Origin of the sequence: Methanonatronarchaeum thermophilum (assembly GCF_002153915.1) — an archaeon.
In the GTDB taxonomy this organism is placed as follows: Archaea; Halobacteriota; Methanonatronarchaeia; order Methanonatronarchaeales; family Methanonatronarchaeaceae; genus Methanonatronarchaeum; species Methanonatronarchaeum thermophilum.
In genome coordinates this window covers 17,397-40,536 of record NZ_MRZU01000003.1, presented here as the reverse complement: position 1 = coordinate 40,536, position 23,140 = coordinate 17,397, and the positions used below count along the sequence as shown (strand labels likewise).

The window sequence follows — 23,140 nt, the reverse complement described above, 5'->3', positions numbered from 1 at the left end:
GATGAAAGGTTGTGAGGCGATTATCGAGAGCTTGAAGAAAGAAGGCGTAGATAAAGTATTTGGATATCCTGGTGGAGCTGTAATCGACCTATACGACACAATTCATCAGGAAGACGAAATACAGCACATATTGACAAGACATGAACAAGCCGCAGCACACGCGGCAGATGGATACGCAAGGGTGACTGGAGAGCCCGGTGTGTGCATAGCTACCAGCGGTCCAGGCGCAACAAACCTGGTGACCGGTATAGCAACAGCACACATGGATTCAGCACCCCTAATCGCCCTAACCGGCCAAGTACCCACTCACATGATCGGAAACGACGCCTTCCAAGAAGCTGACATAACTGGAATAACAATCCCAATCACAAAATACAACTCACTCGTTAAAGACCCAAAAGAACTTCCAAAAGTCATGAAAAAAGCCTTCTACATAGCAAGTACAGGTAGGAACGGCCCAGTATTACTAGACCTACCTAAAGACGTACAACAGGGTGAAACCGATTTCCATTACCCAGAAAACATCGACCTAAGAGGATACAAACCCACATACAAAGGACATCCACTACAAATCAAGAAAGCAAGCAAAGCGATAATGGAAGCAGAAAGACCCGTCTTATACGTAGGAGGAGGAGTTATAGCAAGTGATGCCACAAAACAACTCACCAAACTCGCAGAAAAATGCATGATACCGGTCGTAACAACACTAACAGGTAAAGGAGCCTTCAACGAGAACCACCCCCTATCACTGGGAATGGTTGGAATGCACGGAACAAAACCAGCAAACTATGCAGTAACAGAATCAGACCTAATAATAGCTGTAGGAGCGAGATTCGACGACAGAGTCACCGGAAAACTAGAAGGATTCGCACCAAACGCAACCGTCATACACATCGACATAGACGCAGCAGAGATAAGCAAAAACATAAAAACACACATACCGATAGTAGGTGACGCAAAAAACATCCTAAAAGACCTGAACAAAAAAATCGACAAAATAAAACAAAGAAAACAACAAACAGAGTGGCATAAAAAAACAAAAAGATGGAAAAAAGAACACCCACTCGAATACGACGAAACAACAGACACAATAAAACCCCAATACATTGTGAAAGAAATAGACCGACAAACTCCCGACAACACAATAATCGCAACAGAAGTCGGACAATGCCAAATGTGGGCAGCACAATACTACCAATACAAACAACCAAGAACATTCATAACAAGCGGAGGACTCGGAACAATGGGATACGGCCTACCAGCCGCAATAGGAGCTCAAGTAGCCTACCCAAAACGAAAAGTCTGGAACATAGCCGGAGACGGAAGCATACAAATGAACATACAAGAACTAGCAACAGCAGTCAAATACCAACTACCAGTCAACATAGCAATACTAAACAACAAATACCTCGGAATGGTCAGACAATGGCAAGAACTCTTCTATGACGAAAGATACTCCGAAACAGACCTCGGAGACAACCCAGATTTCCAGAGAATAGCAGAAGGATTTGGTGCACTTGGAATAACCGTAACCAAAAAAACAGAAGTACCAGACGCAATAGAAAGAGCAAACAACACAGACAGACCAGTCCTGATAGATTTCCATGTAGACAGAGAAGAAAACGTATACCCAATGGTCCCAGCAGGCGCAACACTAAGCGAAATCATAGACCGCAAAGACGTCGAAAAAACACAGAAAAAAACAAAACCAACTCCAATGGGGGATTAAATAATGGATTTACACGTAATAGGGTTGTTAGTAGAAAACAAACCCGGAGTACTAAACCGAGTCGCAAACCTATTCAGCCGAAGAGGATACAACATAGAAACAATATCGGTAGGCGTAACAGAAAACCCAGAAATCTCCCGAATGACAATAACCCTAAAAGGCGATGAAGACGTCCTCGAACAAGTCATAAAACAACTAAACAAACAGATGGACATAATCAAAGTAACAGAACTAAAAGAAAACTACGTCGAAAGAGGACTAGCACTAATAAAAGTAAACGCAGACGACCCCAACAGTAGGTCTGAAATAATACAGATCGCAGATATATTCAGAGCCAACGTAGTAGACGTAGGTAAAAAAGCCCTAACAATAGAAGTAACCGGCGACCGAACCAAAATAGAAGCAATAACCGACATGCTGAAAGAACACGGAATAAAAGAAATCGCACAAACAGGAACGGTCGCAATGAGCAGAGGTAGAAAATCAATAGGAGGATAAAGAAATGGCAGAAATGCATTACGGAGAAAATATAGAACTAAACAAACTAGATAAAGTAGCAATAATCGGATACGGAAGCCAAGGACACGCACACGCACTAAACCTACACGAAAGCGGAGTAGACGTAGTAGTAGGTGCAAGAAAAAACGGAAAATCATGGAAAAAAGCCAAAGAAGACGGATTAGAAGTAAAAGAAATACCAAAAGCAGTAGAAACCGCAACACTAACCTCAATCCTAATACCCGACGAAGTACAAACAAAAGTATACAAAGAACAAATAAAACCAAACCTAAACCCACAAGACACAATACTATTCGCACACGGATTCAACATCCACTACAACCAAATAAGACCACCAAAAAACGTAAACGTAGTAATGGTAGCACCAAAAGGCCCAGGACACCTAGTCAGAAGAGTATACAAAGAAGGAGCTGGCACACCAGGACTATTCGCAGTAAACCAAGACGTTACAGGAGACGCAGAAGAAATAGCACTAGCCTACGCAAAAGGAATAGGCTGCACAAGAGCAGGCCTACTAGAAACAACATTCAAAGAAGAAACAGAAACCGACCTATTCGGAGAACAAGTCGACCTCTGCGGAGGAGTAACCAAACTAATAAAAGACACATTCGAAACCCTCGTAGAAGCAGGATACCAACCAGAAGTAGCATACTTCGAATCCCTACACGAAATGAAACTAATCATCGACCTAATACACGAACAAGGCCTACAAGGAATGTGGCACTCAGTAAGCAACACAGCAGAATACGGCGGACTAACAAGAGGAAAAAGAGTAATCGACAACAACACAAAACAAAACATGAAAGAAGTTCTAAAAGAAATCCAAAACGGAGAATTCGCAAAAGAATGGATACTAGAAAACAAATCAGGCCAACCAGTACTAAAAAGAGCAAGAGAACAAGAAAAAAACCACCAAATCGAAGAAGTAGGGCAAGAACTCAGAGAAATGATGCCTTGGCTCAAAGAAAACCAAGAATAAAACAGGCGTGTGAAGTGGACCAACAGGACAAACGCAGCAAACCTTCTAAAACAAAGGAACAACTGCAAAACGCGGATTCAAAACCCGCCGTCCAAAACCACCACACCCCTAATATTTTAAACACAACAAAAAAACCCACAAAAAAACAAGGTTACTAAAACTTGTTACATACCAAAAAAAAGAATAAAAAAATAAAAAAAGGGGTTTTACTCTAATTTTTCCTTGAGTTCTTCATGTTCTTCTGAGGTGATCTCACCTCTAGCTAGCCTTTCATCGAGTATTTTTTTGGGATCTCTATCCATCTGTTTTTCGGTAGGTTTTTCTTCACGAGTTATCAGGTATATCACTAGGAAGAGAAGACCTAAATATGGAATCAAGATTAAGATGAACCAAAGTAGGCCGTTCATCCCTCTTTTTTCAGCATCCTGATAAATTAATACCGCAATAACTATGAATATCAATAACCACAGCAGTAAGGGTATCCATCCAAACCCCCATACACCCCAACCTTCCATTGGATGGTGTTGAAAAACTATGGGTAGTGTGGCACTAAAACTCATTTTAGGTCACCGTTTCGTTTATACCAATCTTTATATTTATTGTTTTGGTTTTTTTAAACCTATTATATGGATTTTTTTATATCACGGTATTTTCGTTTTTTATTCGAGATTTAAGATTGAAGTTATTCAATTTTTTTTGATTCTTCCATAAATGTTATTTTGTCCGGTTAGATATTCTGTTTTAGTGATTTGAAATGTGTTATAACTGTGGGTGTGAGATGCCCGATGAAGACCATGGGAAAGGACATGTTGGTGTGGATCCGGATGGAAAAGCAATTACTTCGAAGACTTTTAAGGCCGTTGGAGAAGCATTTAATCAAAGTGAGTTGGTATCTAAAGAGAATACGTATAAGCTAATTGAAGACGCAGACCTCTGAAAAAAGCTCCGGATTTGGAGCTATATATTTCTTTATTCAAATCTCAGATTTTATTATATTTTATTAATTTTTTTGGTGGGTAGGTTTATCTGGTATTATTAGGTTATGTCTAGTTATTAAAAGGTGTTTTTAGTTATGGAAGATATGTTCGTATCAAAAACGGAGAAGAAGATTATTGGAAAGTAAAAGAGGTTGAAATTGTGAAATATGGACAAGGGCTGCAGTTCGAGTCAATTCATCCTCCTACCTAAAATCAAAGATTTGAAGAAAGGGTCTTCTTGACATGAAAAAGATAAAAAACCCAATACTTTAAACAAACAAACCAATAAAATCCTATGGAAATTTGATTTGGTTTAGTTTAATTTAGTTTATTTGTGTTGTTAGAGGGGGTATTGGTTTTTGTGGATTGAGTGTAGATGTTGATTAGTTTGGTAGGTTTGGTATTTGGCTTTTTATTTATGTATATGGTTGTAGTTTTAGGTATGGTGTTATTATGAAGTTTGGTGTAGGAATGGCTATTTTCTGGCAGGAGGATTATAATCTTGTTCGGATTATTGAGAGATTAAGTGATATGGGTTTTAAGGCTATTGAACTGTATTGTGAGTATCCTTTTTTGGAGAATTGGAACGATGGTGATTTCAAGGATGAGATTGAGGATATCGGTAATAAGATAGATGAATGTGGGTTGGATGTTGTTACTCATGCTACTCACTACGATGTTAATATCTCTACTTGGAACGATGAGGTTCGGAGTGTTGCGGTTGGTCAGGTGAAAAAATCTGTTGATGCTGCATCTCTATTGGGTTCAGATTTAGTTGTGGTGCATCCTGGTTATCTGCCTTCTAAGAAGTTCTCTAGAGAGAAGACTTTTAGGAAGATGGTTGAGAGCATGAAGGAGGTTGGTAGGTATAGTCAGGATAAGGGTGTTTCGGTTGGTCTTGAGAATTTGAAGCACTCTCCGAAGGCTTTGTGTGTTGAACCTGATGAACTTGTTGAAGCAGTTGATTTAATCGATATGGATAATGTTGGCATAACGTTCGATATAGCTCATGCTAATAGTATTCCTAACATGAAGCCTGAACAATATCTTGAGAGGGTTAGAGACAGTGTTTTCCATGTTCATATAAGTGATAACCGTGGAGATGGTATGCATTATCCGATTGGCGTTGGTAACATCGATTTTAAACCGATTCTAAACGGTTTATTGGATATGGGTTTTGATGGCCAGATCACTCTTGAAGGATGGCTTCCTAAATGGGAGCGAAAGGAAACTTTGGTGCAGATGAGTATCGAGTTTCTTGAGGATTACCTTAGCGAGGTAAGGTCATCTGAAGTCAAGTCGGTTTGATATGGTGTTGTTATGTCACGGCCGTATGTTATTATCAATAGTGCTATGAGTTGTGATGGTAAACTATCTACAATTGAACGTCGCCAAATACCTATCTCTTCCAGCCAGGATTTTGAGAGAGTAGGTAGGTTGAGGAGGGATGTGGATGGGATTTTAGTAGGTATCGGTACAGTTTTAGCTGATGACCCTAAACTTTTGGAAAGAGATACATACAGAGTTGTTTTGGACAGTAAGGCGCGAACTCCAATCGATAGTGAGGTGTTTATTGGGGACAGTCCTACTTTAATTGCTGTTTCTGAAACTGCTTTAGAGGAAAGGGTTGAGAAACTAAAGGAAGTTTGCGAGGTTGTTAGGGTTGGGGAGGAGCGTGTAGATCTTAGAAGATTATTGGATTTGCTTGGAGAAAAAGGTATAGAACGACTTTTGGTGGAAGGTGGTGGAACCGTCAACTGGTCGTTTCTGGTGAACGGTTTGGCTGATGAGTTGATTACGTATGTCGGCAACATGGTATTTGGTGGAGCTAAATCTCCTACTTTAGCTGATGGAGGTGGAGCTAGTGGTTTGGATGATGCAGTAAAACTAGAGCTAAGTGATTTTTATCAGCTAGGAGAAGGTATTGTTTTGAAATGGAAGGTGTTGAATAAAAAATAATTAAAGGTTGTGGTCAGAAGGCATATCATTTTTAGTGGTGGGTTTTATGGCTTTATTTTTTTATTTGCGGGAACTTGGTTTTGGTTTAGTATAGGAGGTGTAGTACGTTTTCGCCTTCTGCTACTACTCTTTCTCTTCTTATGTATATTATTCGGCCTGAGATTGGTGATTTTATTGTTTTTGTTTGGCCCATCATTTTTTCTATTTTTCCGATTGTTTGTCCTTTTTCTATGAATTCTCCTAGTTTTGTGTTTGCTTTGAAGAATCCGGATTGTGGTGAGGGTATTTTTTGTTTGTTTAGGAATGTTTCGGTTTCTTTTTTTGTGACTTGGCCTTTTGTGATGTTTGTTCCTTTGAGGAAGTTTTTGATTCCGTTTATTACTTGTTTTACGAATTTGTAGTTTATGTTTCTTCCTCTTCCGACTTCGATTAGGTATGATTTGATTGTTTCTCTTTCTGCAGAGCTTATTAGGCTGCCTCCTGTTGATTTTGCGATGTATAGGTATGGTAGCATTAATGAGGCTTCTTTTACTCTTTCTCGGTCTATTATTGCTGTGTGAGGGAGGTATTCTCCTGGCCCTCCTGTGTGTATATCTATTATGTAGTCCATTTTTGAGAATATGTTTTCGAATAGGAGTTTTCCTAGTCTTTCTGTGGGTTTGCGGTCGTTTCCGAGGTATGTTCTGTTTAGGTCTATGTTGTCTATTGATGATACTCTGGTTTTTTGGTTGAAGGCTGGGGGGTTGAGTACTGGGAGGAGTATTATTGTTCCGTTTGTTTTTTCGAGAGGTATTTCTTTGTATAGTCTTTGTGTTATGTAGGTTCCGTTCCATTCGTTTCCGTGTTGTCCTCCTGTTATGGCTATTTTTGGTTTGTTTCCTTTTGATATTACTCCACAGGGTAGGGAGATTACTGAGTCATCTGCGAGTTTGAATGTATCTATTTTGAGTCTTTTTTTACCTTTTATTGTATCTGGATTGAATTTCTGGATTTTTGTTCTTTTCAAGTATAATTCCTCTTTTTTTGTTTTTTTATGTTGTTGCGTATTTGGTTAGTTTTTCTTGGTTTTTTAGTATTTCTTTGAACATTATTACTGCAGCTTTGTAGATGTTTTTGAATTCTTTTTTTGTTGTGTTGAGTTTTTTGAGGGTTTTTTTGTTTATTGCTAGGCCTCTATGCATATCGATTCCTTTGTATCCTGAGAGGTTTACGACCATGCTTGGTTTTCTGAATTTTTGTGTTTTGGGTTCTAGTGCTACTCTGACAAGTCCTCCGGTTGGTTTTAGTTTGTTTTTGTGTCTTGCGACGTATACTCGCATATCGAAATTTCTATTGCTGTTTTGGTATTTTATTGGTTTTGAGTCGATTACTTCGCTTACTGTGTAGGGGTAGGGGTTTTCATGGAACTTGAAGTTTTCTCCATATTCATTTAGGCTTTCATTGATTTTTTCATGGATTTCGTTTATGTTTTGTATTATCTCGATTCCTCGGCCGCCACTACCGCGTGATGGTTTTATTATAGCGGATCCATGGGTTTCGATTCTTTTTCTGACTTCTCGGATTATTTCTTTTTTGTTGTATGCTCTGGTGAAATCGATTGGTTTTACATTTGTTTCTAATAGTTTTTGTTTGGAGAGTTCTTGGGCTTTGTAGGTTGCTGATTTGTCGTCTGTTATTGGGAATATTTTGTTTGCACAGACTGCGTCTAGTTTGTTGTTTATTGTTTTTTCTGTTAGTTGGGGATGTCTTCTTACTACTCCGTCTCCGATTATGATGTCCACTTTATGTCCATCTATAACTGGTTTATTGCCTTTTAACTCTATTTTAGGTATTAGTTTGTTGTATGGTGCTAAAACGATGTCTGTTTCTTTGGTTAGTTCATTTATTTTCGAGTGGGTGTATCCTTTGGTGATGAAATCTTCGACCAAAAATGCTTTTTCGTATAGCATTTTGTCTCCAGGTGGATATCCTATCAAAACTATTCCATCGTTTTTTTGTTTAAGGGTCTCTAGAAATGATTTGTTACAAACATTCCATTGTTTTTCAGGTAGAGACGATATTCCTCTACTGCTACCGCCGTTTGTTTCAATTATTCTTAAGGTTTTTTCACCGTCAACCTCTTCCATCATGAAATCGACGCATCCTAAATAAAAATCAGTATTTGTAATTTGGTTGTAGCCATCTCTAGATTGTTCTCTAACGGTTTCTCTAATTAGTTTATCATTGAGTTTTGGGTCTTGTTTACCGTATATCTCTTTTGTTGATATCTGTTCTTTTCCAAAATATTTCGAGTATTTCACGAAACGCTCGAGTTCACTATGGCTTGGAGGCAACCTGACACCTCAAAATTGATTTAGCTTTGTTTCTAAACATACCTATCAAAAAACAAAATATCCAAATTATTTATATTTTATTGTTTTTTATTACCGGTTGTTTTAGATTTTCACTGTGTATTTTTGCTCCATTTTTACAACTGGTTGTCCAAGATCCCATTCAAAAATTTTGTCTAAAACTTCTTTCCCCCGATAGTTGTATGGAATCTGTGATGGATTTGTGAATAGGTATTCCCGGCCTTTTGTTTTTGTTTTGAACAATCTTGTACCGTTTTTCTGCGACATCTGGAGATTTTTTGTGTCTATTTTGAGTTGGTATCCTCCACCATGTGGTAGTACGTTGATCCCTTCAATCTGTTCTCTTTTCCATTCAGGTATGTTTGGTGGGATTAGTTCAGGTTTTATGTTTTTGTTACCTTCAACCAGGTATACTGGTAGGTCTGGTCTCAACGATATTGGGAATATTCCATCGGTCGAGTCATATAGGCCCAGTCTTATTTCATTTTCTTTGAACAATCCTTGATGTGTCGGATTGCATATAACCTCGTGTTGATCGAAGATGTTGTCAAATATTATCTCTCTTTTCTTTTTAGAAAACTCTTCCAGTTTTTTATATTCTTTATAATACTCTTTCGACAAACTATCCATTAAAACAAGAATTTCCCCAACCGGTGTTTCTATCCACCGACCTCCAGAATCAACCCACCTATCGAAGTCGTACATCAAATCCTTCATCTCTGAAGCCGAGGTATGTAGTAATGCACAGATATCTCCTTTCTGCAAACCACTGTAACTAGAGTCCTCAACCCTCAATACCTCAATAAAGTGATTACTGTCTCCAGCATCCCACTCAACCTCCATACCCATAAGCGTGGGTGGGTTTTCACTTAACCGTAAAATCCGGTTTGAAAGTTCATCGATATCCGGAACATCACCGATCTTGCTGACAATCATCCCACAGCCGTTGGGTTTCATCTCAGGAAAAGCCAGCTCTCTATCAGGCCAAGAGATGACACAGCCATATCCAAAACCACTAGCCCAACGTTCATAATTCCTGGTAATCCCTGCATCTGGACCAAAAAAAGAAAAAGGCTTTCCATCCACACCAAGTTCATTGAGCACATAAGATATCTTACTCAACCCACACCTAGTGTTCAACATACTTACCTTAGAACTACTATCGTCAACCGCTATTGAGAAGGTATTATCCTTCACAACATCTAAAAGACCCTTCAAATGTATCACTCTCATGAGTGAGTTATGACCAACAAATTTTGGCCAAAACCACAGATAACAATTAACTTATAAAACAATAAAATTAGGCCTGTCAAAAAACCAATAGTAAAAACCATAGATAAAATCATTGCACAAAAGATTTATCTGTTTTTTAAGCTAATTTCTCTATACTTCTCTATATCTAATCCCTGTTTATATATTCAGTTAGATTCGATTTAACTTGGTTTGAATTGTTTTGGTTTGTTGGTTGTGTGGTTTATTGTTAGAAAGTTTTTTTGTATATGGGGTTGTAAAGTACTTGGCTTGTAATGTTCAGGGATTACAATAATTATGTTTAATGTAGGTGTAATTTTTTGTTTGATGCAGATCACAAGAAAGCTCTTAAGAAAACGGCGTTACCGAGCGTTATGGGGATAGTTGCTGGAGTTGTTGCTTATTATATAGCGGCTGGTCCAGCTGGTCCATTACAGAGAGAGGTTTTTGGGTTAGTGGCTATTTTGTTTTTCATGTGGATACAGCAGAGTGTTTTTCCTTTGATTGATATAGATACAGACGATTTTGGAGGTAAGGATTGGGCTTTTGTTGGTTTTATGACAATCACTTTTGCCTATATTACTTGGTCATTGATTCTGAATCTCTAATTTTTGGTGGTTTCTGTGAGAATAGCTGTGCTTGATAGAGAGCTTTGTCAACCTAAGAAATGTTCAAAGGAATGTATTAATTTCTGTCCTAAGGTTCGTAGTGGAGAGGAGGCTGTTGTTGTAAATGATGAAGATGGGAAACCTGAGATTAATGAATCTATTTGCATTGGCTGCAATATCTGTGTACGAAAATGTCCATTCAAAGCTATAACAATTGTGAATTTACCTGAAGAGCTTGAAGAACAGGCTATTCATAGATTTGGGGAGAATGGTTTTGTTTTGTATCGTCTTCCATTTGTTTCAGAAGGTGATGTCACAGGTATTTTAGGCCCTAACGGTATCGGTAAGACCACTGCTTTAAAAATTCTCTCCGGTGATATGCTCCCTAACCTTGGTGGTGAAGCTAGTGATTGGAGTGATATTATAGAGCATTTCAATGGCTCCATACTTCAAACACATTTTGAAAAGATAAAGGACCAAGATATCAAGATCTCTATAAAGCCCCAGCATATCCGGTCTATTCCTAAAGCAAGTTCGGGTCAGGTTGGTGAGTTGCTGGAAGGAGTTGATGAACGCGGTGTTCTCGATGAGATGGCTGAAAGACTCCAGTTAAAACATGTTTGGGATAGAAAGCTTGATGTTTTAAGTGGTGGAGAACTTCAGAGAGTTGCAATAGCAGCATGCCTCAGCCGCAAAGCAGACCTATACTTTATGGACGAAGTCACTCCATACCTGGATATATATCAACGTAAAAGGGTTGCTAGTTTTATTCGAGACATGCCAGAAGAAAGTACCGTTCTTATCATTGAACACGATATCGCGATACTAGACCTATTAACGGATCGACTCCATCTAGGGTATGGTGACCCTGGAGCATATGGTATTATAACCAAACCTAAAGGCGTACGTAAAGGAATAAACCAATATCTAGATGGATTTCTACCAGACGAAAACATTAGAATTAGAAGTGAATCTATCGATTTTAAACAAGCAAGTGCTTCAGGCCGTACCGGTGGAAAAGAACTGATTGAACTACCAAACCTCGTTAAAGAGTATGAAGATTTTAAGGTCGAGTTGGACGGAGGCCAGTTGTACCAAGGTGAGACCGTAGGGATCGTTGGTCCAAACGCCATTGGTAAAACAACTGTCGTAAGCATGCTAGCCGGTAAAACAGAACCTAAAAACAGTGATGTAAACCTCGATTTAAAGATTTCTTATAAACCACAGTATATCAAAGCGGATGTAAATATGGATGTAGGAAGTTTCTTAGCAACAATAACCAGTGATTATGGATCTTCCTACTACAAAACCCGAATAATGAATCCTTTATCCCTAGATGAACTGGTTGAATCTAAAATAAACGACTTAAGTGGTGGAGAACTTCAGAGAGTTGCAATAGCAGCATGCCTCAGCCGCAAAGCAGACATATATATACTTGACGAACCCTCAGCACACCTAGATGTAGAACAGAGAACCATGGCTATAAAAACCATAAAAAGAGTCGTTAAAAACATGGAAAGCAGTGCTCTAGTTGTAGACCACGACATATACATGATCGACCTTTTAAGCGATCGCCTAATGGTTTTCGACGGAGAACCAGGCATTGAAGGACACGCACACGGCCCCTACAACATGCGAAAAGGCATGAACATGTTCCTAAAAAACCTCGGAATAACATTCAGACGAGATGAAGACACAAAAAGACCAAGAATAAACAAAGAAAACAGCCATCTCGACAGAAAACAAAAAAGAAACGGAGAATACTATTATCTATAACATACCTGTAGCCACTGTTATCCCTTATTTTTAGGTTTAATTGATTTTTTTTTGTTTTTTGTTTTGGTTTTTTTGGTTCTGGGTTTTTTGTTTTTGGTTTTGTTGTGGTTTAAATATGCTTTGGGTCATATAGTTGTGGTAGGTGTTTTTGATGGATTCGAAGGATATTGAGATTCTTAATATTTTGCAGGATGATGCTCGTAGTTCTTTTGAGGATATTGCTAATATGGTTGATCTTGATTTGGAGGATGTTGAGTCACGTATTTCTAGGCTTGAGGAGGAGGGTGTTATCAAGAAGTATATGACTTTGGTTGATTGGGATTTGGTTGGTGAGGAGTATGTTTATGCGGTTATTGAGCTTAATGTTGAGTTGAGTAGGGAGAGTGGTTATGATGATATTGCTGAGAGGATTGCTAGGTTTCCGGAGGTTGAGACGATTAGGTTGATTTCGGGTGAGAATGATCTTCAGATTTTGGTTAGAGAGCGATCTATGAAGATGGTTAGTTCTTTTGTTTCTGAGAAGATTTCAACTCTTGAAAGTGTTAGGGATACTGTTACGCATTTTGTGCTTAAAACTTATAAGGAGGATGGGGAGGTTTTCTTTGTTAAAGAGGATAATAAAAGGTTGTCTATCTCTCCTTGATTGATGTGGTTTTTGGTTTGTATTTGGAGGATATTGTATGAAGATTTCTAGTAGATTGTCGGATGTTCCACCATCTGGGATTAGGGAGTTTTTTGAGCTTGTTTTGAATATGGATGATGTTTTATCTCTTGGGGTTGGTGAACCTGATTTTGTGACGCCATGGAGGATTAGGGAGGCAGGTATTTATTCTTTAGAGACAGGTTATACGTCTTATACTTCGAATAAGGGTTTGCTAGAGCTTCGTGAACTTATAGCTCGAGAGTTGCATGATCGGTATTCTATTAGTTATGACCCTGATGAGGAAATTTTGATTACCACTGGGGTTAGTGAGGGTTTTGATTTGGCTGTTCGTTCGGTTGTTGATCCTGGGGACGAGGTTGTTGTTTTCGAACCTTCTTATGTTTCATATGACCCTTGTGTTAAGTTTAGTGGTGGTGAAACAAGACGGATTGAGTTGGATATTGACTCTGGTTTTGTTCCCTCTCCTGATGTAATTAGAGAGAATATTACTGAGGACACTGCATTGATGGTTATCAACAACCCTAACAATCCAACTGGTAGTTGTTTGGATTTTGAGACTGCTAGGGAGATTTCAATGATTTCTAAGGAATATGATGTTCCCTTGTTGTGTGATGAAATTTATAGTAAACTTGTTTACAATGGGGAGTTGCATAGTCCACTTGATTTTGATGGCATGAAGGATAACTGTATTTTGCTTGATGGTTTTTCTAAATCACACGCAATGACTGGATGGCGTATCGGTTATGCTGCTGGACCTAAGGAGGTTATCTCAGCGATGAATAAAATACATCAATACACGATGTTGTGCGCTCCTATTGTTTCACAGAAAGCAGCGGTTGAAGCGATCGAGAACTGTGAGAATGAGGTTACCGAGATGGTTAAAGAGTATAATCGACGTCGTCGTTTGGTTTACGGTAGGTTCAACCGGATGGGTCTTAGATGTTCTGAACCGGATGGTGCTTTCTATGTGTTTCCCTCGATAAAGAAGACAGGACTTTCATCTGAAGAGTTCTCTAAACAACTGCTTGAAGAAGAAAAAGTTGCTGTTGTTCCAGGAACTGCTTTCGGCAGCGCTGGCGAGGGACATATACGTTGTTCTTATGCCAACTCTAAAGAGGTCTTAAAGGAAGCTTTAGATAGAATAGAGAGATTCGTTAGCGATAAAATCTAATATAGTTTGTAGACAGGGTTTTATCATTGGTTAGTCGTGATAAGTTGGTTAACCAGCAGTTGAAGATTGCTGACAAGGCAAGGTTTGTTGATGACTTTGATGACCTTTCAGTTGTTGGTGGTGTCGACCAGGCATTTATAGGAAGAGATGTTGTTGTATCTGTTGCTGTAGTCATGGATTATAAGTTTAATTTAATAGGTAAGAGTGTTTGTATAGATGATGTGTCTTTCCCATATATCCCTGGTTTACTTGCTTTTCGAGAAGCTCCAACGGCTATTAGGGCTTTAAGATCTCTTGAAGAACTGCCTGATGTTGTTTTGGTTGACGGTTCTGGCCTTATTCACCCGAGAGGTGCTGGTATGGCTACTCATATCGGGGTTAAACTTGATTTACCAACCGTTGGTGTTACTAAGAGTTTGTTGTGTGGTGAAGTAGTTGAGGAACCTGAGGTTGTTGGTGACCGTTCTCCAGTTCTGTTGGATGATAGGGTTGTTGGGTATTGTTTTTTATCTAAAAAGCGTTGTAATCCACTTTATATAAGTCCTGGTCATCGTGTTTCTCCTGAAACCGCTGTTGATTTAGTTAATAGTTGTTTGGATGGCTATAAAATGCCTGAACCTATTCGTTGTGCTGACAAGCTTGCGGATATGGAAAAAAAGAGGTTTAGTTAGTTTTTTTAGTATCTTGGATATTTTTTTGGCGGTAGTTTGAATTGTAGTGTTAGGGCGAGTATTGATAGTATCATTGTTGTTATTATTATGGGGGCTCCGGTTTCCAATAATGTGTGTTGTGGGATGTTGAGTATGGCTGGTAGCCAATAGTAAAATGCTAGTAGTTTGATTATTGGATATACTGTTCCGAGTATGCATGCTCCGATTGTGAATTCGTTTCTGTGTTCGTGTTGTTCTATTGTTACAGCTGCGCCTATTATCAATATTATTGTGATTGTTAGGTCTATTATTATGTCTATTCTGGCTAGTATGTTTGTGATTGCTGCCATTATTAGTAGTAGGCCTGAGGTTGTGGCGATTTTTTTGGACATGGTGTCACTTTTTTTGTTTCTGGTATTTGTGTTGGTTTATAGGTATTTGTGTTTGTTGTTGGACTAAACTATTTTTTAGTCAAAATTTAGGTTAAATTTAGTCTATAAACCGTTTGGTTTATCTACAAACCCACACCACCAATAAAAACAGGCAGAAAGCCTAAAAAAAGGAGTTGATCAATATAGGGCTAAAAAATTTTAAAGAAAACCCCATCGGACCAATACTACTGATAGTGTTCATCGCAGCAAGCATGATAACCTTCGAACTCGGAACAATCGAGTTCATGGAGATAAAAATAGACGAACACGCACACTACATAGCATTAATCACATTAATGGCCGGATACGTAGAAAGTGGTGGACAAGACATAATGAAACTACAAAACTACCAACTCGCCACAATAGCAGCAACCCCAATAATGCTAATCGGAATAAAACACATAGAACAGATCTCAAACCTAATTTTCAGCGACCCCTTATTCACAATGGCCGGATTTCTAACAACAATACTAGGATACGTTTTCACAACAATGGGGGAATAAAAATCAAAAACGCAAAAAACATTGGGAGGCTAAGGCCATAAAAACTGACGGCCACACCAAAATCACAGCGGTAATCCTAATATCACTACTACTATCCATATCAACCGGAACCGTATCCGCATCACCAACCGAAAAAAATGACAGCCTCCTACAAACAAAAATACAAGAGATAGGTAAAGAGATCGTATACGACTGCATAAGAGTTTTAACAAACCCGGTAGACATACCGGGAACAGATCTACAGATCGGTTTTGGTTGGGATTGGATCAGAAACTTCCTTTCAATCGGAGAGGTTAATGAAACCCCAGAATACAACTCAGCAATTATATACGACTATGCATGCTACATGAACAGAGACGAAAAAACATTCCACACAACAATAGGAAACCACCTAAAAGACACAGAAAACATTGTTTGGTCTAAAATAAAAATCCAAGCAGCCAAAGACCTGGAGAATGGAGTCCCACTCTCAATAGCAAAAACCAATGCAACCAACATAGTCTCAGACCACTACTCTGGAATTCAAAAAAACATGGACATGCAGTTAAACAGCCAACTCAAAACACTGATCCACCTAAAAAACCTGAACAACAAATCAGAAACAATTTACACAGACCCATTCACAGCTGAATTCAAATATGAATACAGTAGTTGGCAGGACGGAAGCACACAAACAAACACCAAAACCGACAGCCAGTTCCAAACAATTAACAATACAGTTACACTACTAAATGGAACAGAAATAAACGTCACAGACCTGGCTAAAAAAGAAGTTCCAAGTGTCCCGAACAACCATGGAACCAAAATATTCCATTACATCACCTACAGCGACCAGCCAACCATGGATGGCGCTGCAGAATGCATAGAATCAACAATAAAAATAAAATCACCCTTCGATGAAAAATCAATAGTAATCAACAACTGCAACTGGAACCTACTTCAACAAAAACTAATCGAAAGACACAACATGATGGTTGACAACGCAAACACCTACATAACCGAAATACACGGCCATTACACAGAAGGAGAAATAAACCAAACCGACATAATCGATCCATACATACTAGCAGGACACCTAAACACACAATACAACCAAACAGGCTATTACGGCTACGCCGCTTCAGAACTAGCATTATTAGGAATAAACACAACACTAAACGAGCGATTCGAGATAACAATAAAAAACCACCCAACCTACCCAACCAACAAAACACTAACAGGAATGCTATTCACCAACCACGACTTCAATGGAACAATGACAATCAAAAACGACAATACATACAACACAACCAGTTGGACAAACCCAATATACCTAATAAACAATGAAGGAATACAAACACTACAGAACACCAAATTCCATATAACAAAAATAACCGATTACGAAGGAAACAAAATAGAAAAAACCACCCTCCAACCATACATCCAACAAGAAATAAACCCAGAAAAACTCAACAAAGACCTCCAACAACTCCAAGAAATGTACAACGAAATACTAGACACAAACCACTCCGGAATATACCTACCAAACACACAAACAAACTACTGGATATACATCGCAACCATCCTACTAGCAATACTAATAATACGGAGATGAACAAGTGAAAAAACATATACAAAAACACAAGAAACCAATAACCACAATAAGCATATTAACACTCACAATACTGACATTGATAACAATCACCCCAACGGTACACTGCACACCAATACAAATCGGACATACAACATCGATAACCGACTACAGTTATGATGCTACAGACAATACCTTTCAAATAGAGATAAAAACCGAAACCCCAACAACAATAAAACTAACCGACGCAACAAACATCCGAACAGGCAGTAACGACATCATCTACATCGAAGAAAAAACATTTGTACTAGAGCCAGGTAAACAAAAAATAAACCACACAGTAACCGAACATCGAGGCGAAGCAGCAATCGGAATACAAACCCCAACACACTCCTTAATACTAATAGAAAAAACAGGTTTGTTCGAAAAAAACCCAGAATGGATGGAAGTTCGTGCCGCAGGCCTCGGAGGTATCCTAACTGGAATCGGAGTCATAACAATCATAGCACTAAAAAAACACAGAAAAACACCCAAACAGCCTGAAAGAATCCTCTAACAAAACAGGTGGGAAAAAATGTCCAAAAAACAAAAAAACAAATCCAAGTACCAACTAATACTGCAGATAATCTTCCTACTAGCTATACTCTTCCTCGGCATACCATTAATAATGGGCGGAGTCGACTCAATAACAGAAATATTCAACCAATCAGTCGAGTGGTGGATCGAACTAATAAACAGATACCTATAGCCATGGAGGTAGTTCGATACACAAATGGCGTAAACATAAAAAAATAATCAAAACACATCCAGTCAAAACCACACTAATTCTAATAACAACAACCGGCCTCATAACGCAGTTATTGGGGCCACCCCAATACATAACAGTATTCTACCTAACACTATTAATCGGGAGCTTAATAACCGTTATACCAGCCACAAAACTAATTGATTGGCTAATTGAACCACAAAACAAATACATACTCCAGTTAGGTATGGAAAAAGGAGACCTCGGTTTATGGAAACTACAAAACCACCAACACCAGGAAATCAAAGTAATAGAAGGAAGTTTACATCGAGAAAAAACATCCAAAGCAGAATTAATAATATGCCAAAAATTCGATCCAAAAACAATGGAGGCAGTAGGTACTTGGAGAGGGTCAGTAAGCAATATAGAGCTATTAAGAAACAAAGAACAGATAAAAGAAATCAGAAAACACCTAGAAAAAATGGCGCAAAAAGGAATAAAAACCAGAATAAGAATGCCATCAATGGTGAGAGACGCAGTTAACCAAATAACGATGGAAATGGCAGCCCACATAGAACGAGAAACCATATACAACGGAGAAATCGTTAACCAAATAGTAGAGAGAACAATAAAAGAAATCGAAAACGAAAACAACTCACACAAACAAACCAACAACCAAACAGATAGACCTCAGGAAGGTTGATACGTTTGGTTAAACCCTCAGCACTCTCCATATCAACATCAGAACTTAAAGAAAAAGTCGACAACGATGATATCCAGTACCTACATAGACATATGGGTCTAGTTAAAAACAAAAAAACACTTGAACTACTCAACTACCTCTCACACAACTGGCCTAAAATACATAAAGAAGCAACATCCAGAGACAAACAACTACCACTCGATTTCATGGATAGCGAGATAGCAAAATCAGTCATAAGGAAAGAAGCAACAGCTCTACTCAACAAAGCAGTTATCGATGGAAATATATCGGTGATGAAGCGTGTTAGCGGACGTAAAACCCGTGGAAAAGATATCTCAGGAATAAAAACACTACGGAAAATCGAGAGAAAAATGGATAAACCAGTATGGATCTGTTATGTATTTGGAAACATGGGTACCGGGAAAACCGATCTAGCCCTACTCCTATCAGAACTATGGAAATCCGGTGGATACAACCGAGAGATAGGTAGCAACATCAAAAGCTTTAAAGAAAAAGAAAGATACATCAACAACTTCCAAGCCCTAAAAACATGGTTGTCAAGCAATAAAAAAGAAAAAATATTCGTATTCGACGAAGCCTCAAGCCACGTATCCGGATACGGATCCGACAGCTACGACGCAACAAAATATTTCTCAAAACTACTAAAAAAATTCAGAAAACACAAAGCACACCTAATAATCATAGGACACACAGGAAAAGACGTACACCCTGAAATACGGCGTTTAGCAAGCGATAAAATAAAAAAAATAACAAAAAAAGACGCAGTTTTCTGCAACGAAATCGGAAAAGACGGAGAGCCAGAAGAGATAGAACTAGAGATAAAAGGAATACCCCGAACAAACTACACCTTCGATACCTACGAATCAACAGGATGGAGATGGAAAGAAAAACAAGACACAATAACCGAAAAGGTTAAAAAAATCGGAACAACAATCAACGAAATCAAAGACAAAAAATACATAAAAAACTACAAAACAAAAGAAGGAAGATATATAGATAGAGACGTACTCCGATTAGAATACAACCTATCAGAAAACGAATCAAGACTCCTCGCAAAATACATAGAAACCGAGACCGACCTACTAAAAAAAACCAAAAACACAAAACAAGACATTGAATAAAAAATAACTCCCAAAAACTGGAGGCCTATAATTGAAGATAACAGTTGAAAGCCCAACAAGTAATGAAGGATCAGGATACAAAAACATCGCTAGAGACATAATAAAAAACTCCCGCATATCAAATCTAGTAGAACACATACACATGGTTATAGAAGTCAAAGAACCAATATTCATAATCTCAATCAAAGTAAAAGGCGTTAGAGAGCCAACAAAAATAAAAAAAATCGCACAAATAAGAGACAAAGAACAAGGATGTAAAATGGAAATAAGAGACGAAGGCTACGCATCAAACCTACTATCAAAACTATGGAAAGAATTCGGTAAATCAAACATAGAACAACCAACAAGACTCGAAATAACCTGCAAAAACATAAAAAAAGAAGAAATAGAAAACATGGTTCTAAAGCCAAGCGAAGAAATAACAGACACACTACTAAACCTAAGTTGGCAGATAATACCAGAAGGATTCAGAGTACGCAGAAGCCTCAAATCAAAAAAAGTATTCACAATAATAGCAACAGAAGACCCAATGGAAGACAGATGGATACAACGTCTCCAAGAAACCCACAACAAAATTGTAGAGGCCTAAAAATGTACGAATTCCTAACATACGAAGGTGGAGTATACAAATCAAACCTAATGATAGAGAGAATAGAAGACCTCGGAGGATACATCATACAAAAAAACAAAGAATCCCGAGAAATCACAATGCTAACCGCAATCCCACAAGAAGACCTACCCACCATAGAAAAACTCGCAGACGAACTAAAAGGAAAAATATTCAAAGAAAAACTAATAGGAACAGAAATCGCAGTCGTATCACCAAGCATATCACGACACCACCTACCCCACCCAGTATGCGACATCGCAGAAAGACTACGTAGAGCAGGCGCCCTCACAAACATAGTAAGCATCGCAAGAGGCGTAGGCCGAAGAATCTCCCAAATAACAAAAGAAGAAGAAAAAATGATAGAAGAATACGACGCAGCAGTATTCATACTAGGAAACTTCGGAAACTGCCTAGTAAACCACAAATACAAACTACTAAAAAACATAGACAAACCAGTCATAGCAGTCGGAGCACCAGAAATACCCAAACTAAAAAACGCAGACAAATACATACCCGGCGTAGGCCGAAAAGTAGATCGAATGAGAAAAACAGAAGAACAAGAAAAACTAGACGAAATCGCAGAAGCATTAGGCCAACTAATAACAAAAGAAAGAGAAAAAATCAACGAAGACCCATTAATAGTTCACCCACTAGAGATAAAAGAAAAACTCGAAAAAGAACTACCACTAGAAGAACACGACGCCCGACACACACCAATAGTACTACATCTAGATGGCTTACGAATAAAACTCCCATACGACGAACACATAAACCTAGTACAAGACATAGAAATCGGAGAAAACAAACTAAAAGAAATAGCTGAATTCAATAAATCAGTAAACGAAGCAGAAGACATATTGATAACAATACAACCAGAATCACTAATCCAAACCAAAAAAGAAAACGAAATACCAGCCTAAAAAAAAGATAGGGATGGAGAAAAACCCCTTTCTATTTTTATTTTCTCCATCCCTAACCAACAATTATCGATATTTAACTTATTTTCGACCCAGCATCCGGACCTGGAGCAGTTGAAAAAACCTCTTCAACATCGATCATGCACAATGCCTGCAAATCCAAATCCATTTTCTCCGCAAGCATCTCCTTCTTCTCCTCGAACAAAGCCCCAGAAGACTTAATCTCACTACAAGTTCCTTTAAGTTGATATCCCTCAGTTCCCTTCCATAAACTCAAGCTAACTAAACCATTAGCCTCAATATTACTCCTTGTTTTATCGAAAAAAACATCACCTAAAGCCATTTTATCATCATCAACAATCCAAACATTTCTCATCGGTACTGCATTCGGCATAGAACTATCATCCGCAGTAGCCAAAACAATCTGAGTATCCGGGTCACCAAGCAAATCCAAAACTTCATCAGGTATTTTAACCATCAAATCCACCTCTAGAGATAGCCATTAAACGCCATCCCTATAACAAAGTTTTTATCAACTATGTTACTTATCACTTTCCCTAAAAACAATTAGCCAAAAAAACAAAAAATAGTGAAAAATGGAATAAAGAATGTTTTATTGGGGAAACTAAGCTCCCCAAAAAATAATACCCTTTTTTTTTAAATCCCTGGTCTTCCTACAACATTTCTGAAGGCTATTCCGAAGATTCTTATTATCACTAGGTGGAAGTAGAAATACACAAATGGAACCAAGATAAGTCCGATTATTGTGAATCCTAGTATCGTGATTACTATGTATTGTATGACCATCAAAACGATTGGTATCAAAGCTGCTGTAAAGTATTCTCTTGTCATCCAGATTTCTTTGAGTTGTGATAAACGGAAAGCTGCTTTAAATGAACTTTCTCGTCCATAGTTTATCAACGCAGCAGGAAGCGTATAATAGATCAGTATCCCCACCAGTAAACCGAACAGCCATAGTAGTACGAAACCTAACAAGCCAACACCAGCTACTAATGCGGAATCACCGGCACCACCAATACCTAATATACCGATTAAAATAAACGCTACTGCACTCCAAATCAAGAATGGTATGATAGAGTAGATAATGGTGATTATCCATCCAACAAAACCAGTTACTAATAAATTAATCCATTCTCCAAACTCAATTAATCTATCATTTCCTCTAGAGGTTTCAGCACCAACCTTAATCAAATATCCAACCACTATAAATGCAGGTATCAACAAAAACGACAATAGAAGTAGTAAACCACCAATTAATATATTAATTAATCCTTTATCTTCCTTAATAGGATATTTTAGTCCTTCCATTAACATAACATTCAATAATTATTGAAAAACAGTTATAAATAAATTTCCTTATAATTTCCTTATAAATTTAATGTAAAACCAAAAATTTTTTCTATTTTTATTTTCGGTTTGTTTGGTGTCGAAAATGTTATTGTTTTTTGGGTAGAAGATTTTTTGTTTCTGAGGCATTTCTATGAGAACTGTTTTAAAGTCTAAAATACATCGAGCAACGGTCACTGAAGCAGACGTCGAGTATATCGGAAGCATAACCATCGATAGCGAACTATTAGATCACGCCGATCTATGGCCTAATGAACGTGTTTTAGTTGTTAGCAACACAAGTGGGGCGAGACTGGAAACATATACAATTCCTGGTGAACCAGGCTCAGGAGAAATCTGTATCAATGGAGCAGCAGCCAACAAAATTAACGTAGGGGAAAACATTACCATAATGAGTTTTATTTCAACAAAAAAACAGATAGAACCAACCGTTGTAAGTGTCGATAACGAAAACAAATTCAAAGCATACCTCTAAAAAAGAAACTACATCCATTAAAAAACTAACTTAAACCATAGA

27 protein-coding genes are annotated in these 23,140 nt (G+C 38.1%); 20 read left to right on the top strand and 7 right to left on the bottom strand.

The window, feature by feature from the left end; genetic code table 11:
- The first annotated feature begins 1 nt into the window (after position 1).
- From ilvB to ilvC, 3 genes are read left to right on the top strand one after another with little or no spacing between them, the layout of a single operon-like run.
- Positions 2-1,729, top strand: coding sequence for a biosynthetic-type acetolactate synthase large subunit (ilvB, locus tag AMET1_RS01315; protein ID WP_086636693.1), 1,728 nt, complete (start codon positions 2-4; stop codon positions 1,727-1,729).
- Positions 1,730-1,732: 3 nt separating this feature from the next.
- Entirely contained in the window at positions 1,733-2,227 is a 495-nt protein-coding gene (ilvN, locus tag AMET1_RS01310) for an acetolactate synthase small subunit (RefSeq protein ID WP_086636692.1), read from the top strand.
- 4 nt (positions 2,228-2,231) lie between these two features.
- A complete protein-coding gene (gene ilvC / locus AMET1_RS01305; RefSeq protein WP_086636691.1) occupies positions 2,232-3,227 on the top strand; it encodes a ketol-acid reductoisomerase in 996 nt (331 codons plus the stop codon).
- A gap of 206 nt (positions 3,228-3,433) precedes the next feature.
- On the opposite strand, the gene AMET1_RS01295 is transcribed toward ilvC, so the two are convergent.
- Entirely contained in the window at positions 3,434-3,787 is a 354-nt protein-coding gene (locus AMET1_RS01295; protein WP_201721228.1) for an SHOCT domain-containing protein, read from the bottom strand.
- A gap of 194 nt (positions 3,788-3,981) precedes the next feature.
- Between AMET1_RS01295 and AMET1_RS07750 the strand changes: the two genes are divergently transcribed.
- The 3 genes from AMET1_RS07750 (at position 3,982) to AMET1_RS01285 (ending at position 6,163) form a co-directional block, all read left to right on the top strand.
- The gene (locus AMET1_RS07750; protein WP_143406796.1) at positions 3,982-4,164 is read left to right on the top strand and encodes a hypothetical protein; all 183 of its coding nucleotides are present in this window, start codon (positions 3,982-3,984) and stop codon (positions 4,162-4,164) included.
- Positions 4,165-4,657: 493 nt separating this feature from the next.
- Complete coding sequence (locus tag AMET1_RS01290; protein WP_086636689.1) at positions 4,658-5,512, top strand: sugar phosphate isomerase/epimerase family protein; 855 nt, start codon at positions 4,658-4,660, stop codon at positions 5,510-5,512.
- A 12-nt stretch (positions 5,513-5,524) separates the two neighbouring features.
- A complete protein-coding gene (locus AMET1_RS01285; RefSeq protein WP_086636688.1) occupies positions 5,525-6,163 on the top strand; it encodes a 2,5-diamino-6-(ribosylamino)-4(3H)-pyrimidinone 5'-phosphate reductase in 639 nt (212 codons plus the stop codon).
- An 85-nt stretch (positions 6,164-6,248) separates the two neighbouring features.
- Here AMET1_RS01285 and AMET1_RS01280 read toward each other — a convergent pair whose 3' ends face one another.
- From AMET1_RS01280 to AMET1_RS01270, 3 genes are all read right to left on the bottom strand, one after another.
- Positions 6,249-7,169, bottom strand: coding sequence for a succinylglutamate desuccinylase/aspartoacylase family protein (locus AMET1_RS01280; protein ID WP_086636687.1), 921 nt, complete (start codon positions 7,167-7,169; stop codon positions 6,249-6,251).
- Positions 7,170-7,194: 25 nt separating this feature from the next.
- The gene (locus AMET1_RS01275; protein ID WP_086636686.1) at positions 7,195-8,496 is read right to left on the bottom strand and encodes a hypothetical protein; all 1,302 of its coding nucleotides are present in this window, start codon (positions 8,494-8,496) and stop codon (positions 7,195-7,197) included.
- A gap of 102 nt (positions 8,497-8,598) precedes the next feature.
- Positions 8,599-9,747 carry a hypothetical protein gene (locus tag AMET1_RS01270; protein ID WP_143406795.1) on the bottom strand — a complete coding sequence of 383 codons (1,149 nt, stop codon included), beginning with the start codon at positions 9,745-9,747 and terminating at the stop codon, positions 8,599-8,601.
- 338 nt (positions 9,748-10,085) lie between these two features.
- On the opposite strand from AMET1_RS01270, the gene AMET1_RS01265 reads away from it, so the two are divergent.
- From AMET1_RS01265 to AMET1_RS01245, 5 genes are all read left to right on the top strand, one after another.
- Positions 10,086-10,373 carry an EMC6-like membrane protein gene (locus AMET1_RS01265; protein WP_086636684.1) on the top strand — a complete coding sequence of 96 codons (288 nt, stop codon included), beginning with the start codon at positions 10,086-10,088 and terminating at the stop codon, positions 10,371-10,373.
- Positions 10,374-10,388: 15 nt separating this feature from the next.
- Positions 10,389-12,149 (top strand): ribosome biogenesis/translation initiation ATPase RLI, encoded by a 1,761-nt coding sequence (locus AMET1_RS01260; RefSeq protein WP_086636683.1) that lies wholly within the window; start codon positions 10,389-10,391, stop codon positions 12,147-12,149.
- Between the two features lie 151 nt (positions 12,150-12,300).
- Positions 12,301-12,792, top strand: coding sequence for an Lrp/AsnC family transcriptional regulator (locus AMET1_RS01255; protein ID WP_086636682.1), 492 nt, complete (start codon positions 12,301-12,303; stop codon positions 12,790-12,792).
- Positions 12,793-12,829: 37 nt separating this feature from the next.
- Positions 12,830-13,984, top strand: coding sequence for a pyridoxal phosphate-dependent aminotransferase (locus AMET1_RS01250; RefSeq protein ID WP_086636681.1), 1,155 nt, complete (start codon positions 12,830-12,832; stop codon positions 13,982-13,984).
- 59 nt (positions 13,985-14,043) lie between these two features.
- Positions 14,044-14,655, top strand: a complete 612-nt coding sequence (locus tag AMET1_RS01245) for an endonuclease V (protein WP_161490704.1) — start codon at positions 14,044-14,046, stop codon at positions 14,653-14,655.
- A gap of 5 nt (positions 14,656-14,660) precedes the next feature.
- On the opposite strand, the gene AMET1_RS01240 is transcribed toward AMET1_RS01245, so the two are convergent.
- Positions 14,661-15,026: a hypothetical protein gene (locus tag AMET1_RS01240; protein ID WP_086636679.1), complete on the bottom strand. Its 366-nt coding sequence runs from the start codon at positions 15,024-15,026 to the stop codon at positions 14,661-14,663.
- A gap of 173 nt (positions 15,027-15,199) precedes the next feature.
- Here AMET1_RS01240 and AMET1_RS01235 point away from each other — a divergent pair, with 173 nt between their 5' ends.
- The 8 genes from AMET1_RS01235 (at position 15,200) to AMET1_RS01205 (ending at position 21,258) form a co-directional block, all read left to right on the top strand.
- Positions 15,200-15,568 carry a hypothetical protein gene (locus tag AMET1_RS01235; RefSeq protein WP_086636678.1) on the top strand — a complete coding sequence of 123 codons (369 nt, stop codon included), beginning with the start codon at positions 15,200-15,202 and terminating at the stop codon, positions 15,566-15,568.
- A 346-nt stretch (positions 15,569-15,914) separates the two neighbouring features.
- Positions 15,915-17,162, top strand: coding sequence for a hypothetical protein (locus AMET1_RS01230; protein WP_086636677.1), 1,248 nt, complete (start codon positions 15,915-15,917; stop codon positions 17,160-17,162).
- A gap of 4 nt (positions 17,163-17,166) precedes the next feature.
- Positions 17,167-17,694 (top strand): hypothetical protein, encoded by a 528-nt coding sequence (locus AMET1_RS01225; RefSeq protein ID WP_086636676.1) that lies wholly within the window; start codon positions 17,167-17,169, stop codon positions 17,692-17,694.
- Between the two features lie 18 nt (positions 17,695-17,712).
- On the top strand, positions 17,713-17,886 hold the full coding sequence (locus AMET1_RS07850; protein ID WP_161490703.1) for a hypothetical protein: 174 nt from the start codon (positions 17,713-17,715) through the stop codon (positions 17,884-17,886).
- Between the two features lie 112 nt (positions 17,887-17,998).
- Entirely contained in the window at positions 17,999-18,586 is a 588-nt protein-coding gene (locus AMET1_RS01220) for a hypothetical protein (protein WP_086636675.1), read from the top strand.
- The gene (locus tag AMET1_RS01215) at positions 18,583-19,728 is read left to right on the top strand and encodes an AAA family ATPase (protein ID WP_161490702.1); all 1,146 of its coding nucleotides are present in this window, start codon (positions 18,583-18,585) and stop codon (positions 19,726-19,728) included. The genes AMET1_RS01220 and AMET1_RS01215 overlap by 4 nt, the downstream gene beginning before the upstream one ends.
- A 31-nt stretch (positions 19,729-19,759) precedes the next feature.
- Positions 19,760-20,317 carry a methanogenesis marker 17 protein gene (locus tag AMET1_RS01210; RefSeq protein WP_086636673.1) on the top strand — a complete coding sequence of 186 codons (558 nt, stop codon included), beginning with the start codon at positions 19,760-19,762 and terminating at the stop codon, positions 20,315-20,317.
- The gene (locus AMET1_RS01205; RefSeq protein WP_086636672.1) at positions 20,269-21,258 is read left to right on the top strand and encodes a methyl-coenzyme M reductase family protein; all 990 of its coding nucleotides are present in this window, start codon (positions 20,269-20,271) and stop codon (positions 21,256-21,258) included. The genes AMET1_RS01210 and AMET1_RS01205 overlap by 49 nt, the downstream gene beginning before the upstream one ends.
- Positions 21,259-21,331: 73 nt before the next feature.
- Here AMET1_RS01205 and AMET1_RS01200 read toward each other — a convergent pair whose 3' ends face one another.
- Both AMET1_RS01200 and AMET1_RS01195 read right to left on the bottom strand, forming a co-directional pair.
- Positions 21,332-21,733 (bottom strand): pyridoxamine 5'-phosphate oxidase family protein, encoded by a 402-nt coding sequence (locus AMET1_RS01200; protein ID WP_086636671.1) that lies wholly within the window; start codon positions 21,731-21,733, stop codon positions 21,332-21,334.
- 179 nt (positions 21,734-21,912) lie between these two features.
- On the bottom strand, positions 21,913-22,584 hold the full coding sequence (locus AMET1_RS01195) for a DUF4013 domain-containing protein (RefSeq protein WP_161490701.1): 672 nt from the start codon (positions 22,582-22,584) through the stop codon (positions 21,913-21,915).
- 172 nt (positions 22,585-22,756) lie between these two features.
- Between AMET1_RS01195 and panD the strand changes: the two genes are divergently transcribed.
- Positions 22,757-23,098 (top strand): aspartate 1-decarboxylase, encoded by a 342-nt coding sequence (gene panD, locus AMET1_RS01190; protein WP_086636669.1) that lies wholly within the window; start codon positions 22,757-22,759, stop codon positions 23,096-23,098.
- The last annotated feature ends 42 nt before the right edge of the window (positions 23,099-23,140 follow it).